The 5553-nt window shown below is 63.1% G+C and carries 2 protein-coding genes and 1 pseudogene; 2 read left to right on the top strand and 1 reads right to left on the bottom strand.

Annotation, left to right across the window (positions count from 1 at the left end):
- A pseudogene (locus tag E5W87_RS33510) lies at positions 1-2464 on the bottom strand (peptidoglycan-binding protein); the annotation flags it as partial.
- A gap of 490 nt (positions 2465-2954) precedes the next feature.
- Between E5W87_RS33510 and E5W87_RS33505 the strand changes: the two are divergent.
- Together E5W87_RS33505 and E5W87_RS33500 are read left to right on the top strand one after the other, a co-directional pair.
- A complete protein-coding gene (locus E5W87_RS33505) occupies positions 2955-3416 on the top strand; it encodes a MerR family DNA-binding transcriptional regulator (RefSeq protein ID WP_095487963.1) in 462 nt (153 codons plus the stop codon).
- A 312-nt stretch (positions 3417-3728) separates the two neighbouring features.
- A complete protein-coding gene (locus E5W87_RS33500) occupies positions 3729-5525 on the top strand; it encodes an acyl-CoA dehydrogenase (protein WP_292407656.1) in 1797 nt (598 codons plus the stop codon).
- Positions 5526-5553 lie beyond the last annotated feature (28 nt).

The raw sequence follows: 5553 nt of genomic DNA, 5'->3' as shown, positions 1-5553 counted from the left end.
GCGCCGCGCGTCTGGCTGCGGCGATGAAGTCGGATTTCGATGCATCGGCATTGCCGACCCTGACCGGCGGTCCGCGTTCGTCGCGCACGCGTTTCATGATGGCGTTGAGGTCGGGTGGGCCGGAGCCGGGCTCCAGCGGCCGGTTGGCAACCTTTGGATCCAGTGGTTCGTCGAGATCGGCGCTCGGTATCTCGACATCGGGCCCTGAGCCGGCAAGCGGTGGAGCGTCCGCCTCCTTCTTGCCCTTGAAGGCGCGCGCCAGTCCGCCGAGCATCGACTTCCGGCCGCGGGTCTGCTCGCTTTTCTCCGTCGTCATGTCCGAACCAAGCGCCGCCATGGCCGCGGCCGCAGCGGCTTCGGCTGGCGTGCGGGCGCCAGGTTCGCTACGCGAACCTGGCTCATTGCGCATGATGGCAGGTGCACGGCTGTCGAGGTCGGCCATGTCTCCGGTCAGCGGCAATGGCTGGTCGATATCCATGGACGGCGCGTCCCGAACGGCCATCTTCGATGATGGCGCGCCGCGCCAGCTGTCCGGTTCGGCCGGTCGCGTGCTGAGAAGTTCGCTTACCGCGTCGGTCGGCTCGCCGGTTTCTAGTGAGCCCAGTCTGTCGACGATCTTGAGCAGCGTGTCGTGGATGGCCTCGAAGGTCCTCGAATTGCGCTCGTCGGAACGGCGCGTCAGTGCTTCGAGCGTCTTCAGATCCTGGGCGAGGCCAGAAACGGCCGCCGTATTGGCACTGGAGTCGGCAAGCGAACGGACAGCGCTCTCGGCTGCCTCGCGCGCCGCGCTGAGGATGGAATCGCGGGTTCCAGCCAACGACTTCTCGATTTCGTTGAGACGCGGGCTGATGTCCTCGAATTCCGGCAGTGCCGTGCCGGGCTTCGAAAGATGCGCCGACAGCCCCGCGACCTGCGCTTCCAGGCTGCGGATCAGGGCCGGGTCGATGCCGGCGACTTGCGCCGCGGATGAATCCAGCCGGCTTGAAATGTCTTCGAGGCGGCTTTCCAGGCCACGGATCGCTGCTTCGCCTGCGGAATCGGGAACACGCGTCTCCATGCGCTTGGCCAGCGCGCTGAAGCGGGCGTCGATGGCATCCATGATGCCGGCCCCATCGATCTGCGGCATGCGCTGGTCCAGCCTGTCGGCGACTTCGTCCAGCCGGCGCTCGAGATCGCGAAACAGCATGTTGCCTTGTTCGATCGCGTCTCCCTGGCGGCGCTCCATCATACCGGACAGCACGTCGAAACGCTGTTCCAGCCCCTGGAAGATGTAATCGGCATCCGGCATCGCAGGCGCCCGGTCGATCTTGTCGGCAATGAGCGCGATCTGCTTGTCGAGGCGCTCCATCGCCTGCTCCGGCAGATTGGCCCGGCCGGCGAGCTCGTCCACGCGGCTCGACAGCATATTGAGGCGGTCGATGACCTCGCCACTGGGGTGCACCTGCGTGACTTCCTCGATCTGCTGGGCAAGCGAGGCGATCCGCTTCTCGATGCGCTCGAAGGGTTCGGGGTCGAATGAATTGGCCTGCGCGGCGACGGTTGAGGCGACGATAGCGCGGGAAATCTCGTCCAGCCGCTCGTCGATCATACCGAATGTGCCGCTGCCGCGATTGTCCTGCTGTCTGGCGAAATGATCGACGGCGCCGGCAAGCGTGCGGACCTTCTCTTCGAGCGATCGCAGCGACAGCGATTCCGGCAAGTTGTTGACGGCATTACTGATCTGTTCGAGCCGGTCGGTAAGCATCGAAAGACCGGGTGCGTCCGACCGCTTGCGCTGATCGGCATCGACACGATCCTCGAACGCGGTCCAGCGGCGGTCGAAATCGTCCCAGCGGCGGCCGACCGCCTGCACGCTCTCTTCGCGCGCCAGCGTGTCGAGCGCGGCCTTGACCTGCTCCAGCTCGAGCCGAAGCATGTTGACGCTTCTGTCGTCGCTCTTTTCCGCCAGAGTCTGGATGGCGCCGGAAAGCCGTTCGAACTCGACGCCGAGTTCGGCGCTGCCTTTGCCGGAGCCCCCCGGCTGAGCGCTTGCCTGGAAAGCCCGCTCGATATCCTTGCGCAGCGCTTCGAATTCGCGCTGCAGGCCGGCGGTCATCTGGTGGCGCAGTTCTTCGCGCAGACCGCGCAATTCGCCGGCGATCTTGCCGACCACGGCGACGCCGTCTTCTTGGCCGCGCACGCGGTCAATGTCGCGGGCAATCGCCTGGTAATTCTGGTCGAAGGCAGCCGGCGCCGAGCTTTTCGGCGGCGGCGCGGGGCGCGGATCATCATAGGGGCGGGCGCTGGCATAGCGCGGCTCCGCGCCCGGCCGGCGAGGATCGGGACGCTCGCCCATGTCCTCGCGCGTCCGCCCCAGCCGCTGCTCCAGCGTTTCCAGTGAACGGTTGAGCTGCTCAAGCGTGGTGTGCGGCCTGCGCTGCCTGCCGGCGTTCAGTGTATCGAGATAGGACCGCTTGCTGTTCATCGATGCGCCCGTTCAGAATTACTGGTCCGTCTAATTGCTGGCTTATGACCAGTTTCCCAAAGTCCTGCCGGAAACGAAGGCGGCCGCGCGGCTTTGCTGCGGTGGAAAACGAACTTCCCGGGTTTCACCCGCGCTCCGAAAAACCGTGAAAAATTCGCTACAGGATAAACACGGGTAACCGACATGCGCACATTTCGCCCAACGTGGTAAACAACGCGTTAACCAAGCTTAAGAAGTTGCAACGTTATGTTGACGGGCTGCCCAAAGCCGGAGTGATGCGCTGGCGGATGCGGCAAAAAGTTCCTCCCGCACAACGCCCTTGCTTCGTGAGGCGGCTATCGGTATAGAATTGACGTAAACGTAAAGGTGCACAGACCGTGCCGTTTGCGATTTGTTTGTTGAAACCACGACTGGAAGCACGCCCCCGCTTCCACTCAGGCGACGCTTGGTCCGGAACCGCGGCGCCACCAGATGGGGAAAGCCAGTGACCATGAAACTTGTTTCGCCCGGCGAAGCCGCGGCCAATACCAATGACATGTCTGATAAAGCCGGCGAGGATCTTGTCCGCATCGGCGAGATGGCCAAGAAATACGGAGTAACGCTGCGCACGCTGCGTTTCTACGAGGACAAGGGCCTTCTCAATCCGCAGCGCGACGGCTCGACCCGTCTCTACACGCGCCGCGACAAGGCGCGGTTGAAGCTGATCCTGCTCGGCCGCAAGGTCGGATTCTCGCTGCGCGACGTCAAGCAGATGATGGATCTTTATGATCCTACCGGCTCCAACACCAAGCAGTTGCGGCTGGCGCTCGACAAGTCGGAGAAGCAGCTTGCCCGTCTGCAAAAGCAGCGGGCGCTGATCGACGACGCCATCAACGAGTTGAGCAACTCGATGGCGGCGGTGCGTCAGATGCTGAGCGAACGTTCGGCGCCGCAGGCCAGCGTCGCCGGATAACTAGGCCTCGCCGGCTTCCGATGAACGGCCTGTGACGAATGAGAGCCGCGTGGCCTTGGCCGCGCGGCTCTTTCCGTTGTGTTCCGGCTGCGTCGGGATAATACATTTTCAATCTGTTCCGCACTGGCTTCAACGGCGTAGCGCCGTTACGCTCATTGGCGAGATGTCAGGAAAATTTGTCGCATCAAAAAATTGACGTTTACGCAAACGTCAACTTTTGCTATCCCGACCTGAACATTGGTCCGCATGCTGTCCCTGACTTCATTTGGGGGGCTTGATTCCTGGACCAAGGCCGCATGGTGGAGGAAACGCATGCCGATCTACAGGGCGCCAGTCCAGGACACGCTGTTTGTGCTGAACGAGGTACTGGGCTACCAACGCTATTCCAATCTTCCCGGATTTTCCGACGCGACGCCGGATGTGGTCGAGGCCATCCTCGCCGAGGGCGCCAAGCTCGCCGAAAATGTCATGCAGCCGCTTAACCGCGTCGGCGACATGGAAGGCTGCGTGCGCCATGACGATGGTTCGGTGACGACACCGAAAGGCTTCAAGGAGGCCTTCGACCAGTATCGCGAAGGCGGCTGGATGGGGCTGGCCGCGCCCGTCGAATTTGGCGGCCAGGGCCTGCCATATGCGGTGCACACCGCTGTTTCCGAATATATGGTTTCGGCCAACATGTCGCTGATGATGTATCCCGGCCTGACGCAGGGCGCGATTGCGGCAATCATCACCCATGGCACCGACGAACAGAAGGCGACATGGCTGCCGAAGCTGGTCGAAGGCACTTGGACCGGCACCATGAACCTGACCGAGCCGCATTGCGGCACCGATCTTGGCCTGCTGCGCACCAAGGCGGTTCACAACGGCGACGGCACCTACAAGATTTCAGGCCAGAAGATCTTCATCTCGGCCGGCGAGCACGACATGTCGGACAACATCGTCCACCTCGTGCTGGCCCGCATCGAGGGTGCGCCGGAAGGCGTGAAGGGCATTTCGCTGTTCATCGTGCCGAAGCTCAAGCTCGATGCATCAGGCAATCCCGGCGAGAAGAACACCGTCTCCTGCGGCTCGATCGAGGAGAAGATGGGCATCCATGGCAATTCGACCTGCGTCATGAACTATGACGAGGCGCAAGGCGTGTTGCTCGGCGAGGCCAATGGCGGGCTGAAAGCCATGTTCACGATGATGAACGAGGCCCGGCTCGGCGTCGGCCTGCAAGGGCTTTCTCTGTCGGAGGTCGCCTACCAGAACGCTGTGTCCTATGCCAAGGATCGCCTGCAGGGCCGCTCGCTGTCCGGGCCGAAGGCGCCGGACAAGAAAGCCGACCCGATCATCGTCCACCCCGACATCCGCCGCAGCCTGATGACCATGAGGGCCTTCAACGAGGCCGGCCGCGCGCTGGCGCTGTGGACGGCGATCAAGTCGGACATCGCTCACCGTGCCAGTGACGACAAGGACCGCCAGGCCGCCGACGACTACACCGGCCTGATGACGCCGGTGGTCAAGGGCGTGCTCACCGACAAGGGCTTCGACCACGCCGTCATGGCGCAGCAGGTGTTCGGCGGCCACGGCTATATCGAAGAGCACGGCATGAGCCAGTTCGTGCGCGATGCCCGCATTGCTATGATCTACGAGGGCGCCAACGGCATCCAGGCGCTCGACCTCGTCGGCCGCAAGTTGGCCTTGAATGGCGGCCGCGCCGTGCAGGCCTTCTTCAAGGAGGTCGGCGAGTTCTGCGAGGAGAATCGCACTGATGAGAAGATGGCGCCTTTCACCAAGGCGCTGAAGAAGGGCCTCAACGATCTGCAGGCGGCGACGATGTGGCTGATGCAGAACGGCATGGCCAAGCCCGACAACGCCGGTGCTGCCTCGACCGACTACATGCATCTCTTCGGCCTGGTGGCGCTGGGCTACATGTGGGCGCAGATGGCCAAGGCAGCCGGAGCGAAATTGGCGAATGGCGCCAATGGTTCTTCGGCCTTCTACGACGGCAAGCTGGTGACGGCGCGCTTCTTCATGGAGCGGATCATGCCGGAGACGTCGGCGCACCTCGCCCGCATCTCCAGCGGCGCTGATACATTGATGGCACTGCCGGCGGAAGCGTTCTAAGCTCGACGTTCCCCTCCCCCTTGAGGGG

Origin of the sequence: Mesorhizobium sp. (assembly GCF_004962925.1) — a bacterium.
Lineage (GTDB): Bacteria > Pseudomonadota > Alphaproteobacteria > Rhizobiales > Rhizobiaceae > Mesorhizobium.
Note: the sequence above shows the minus strand (reverse complement) of the source record. Positions and strands in the feature narration are given on the sequence as shown.

Coding starts and splice junctions, on each gene's coding strand:
- E5W87_RS33505 (WP_095487963.1), top strand. CDS start 2,955: ATGAAACTTGTTTCGCCCGGCGAAGCCGCGGCCAATACCAATGACATG.
- E5W87_RS33500 (WP_292407656.1), top strand. CDS start 3,729: ATGCCGATCTACAGGGCGCCAGTCCAGGACACGCTGTTTGTGCTGAAC.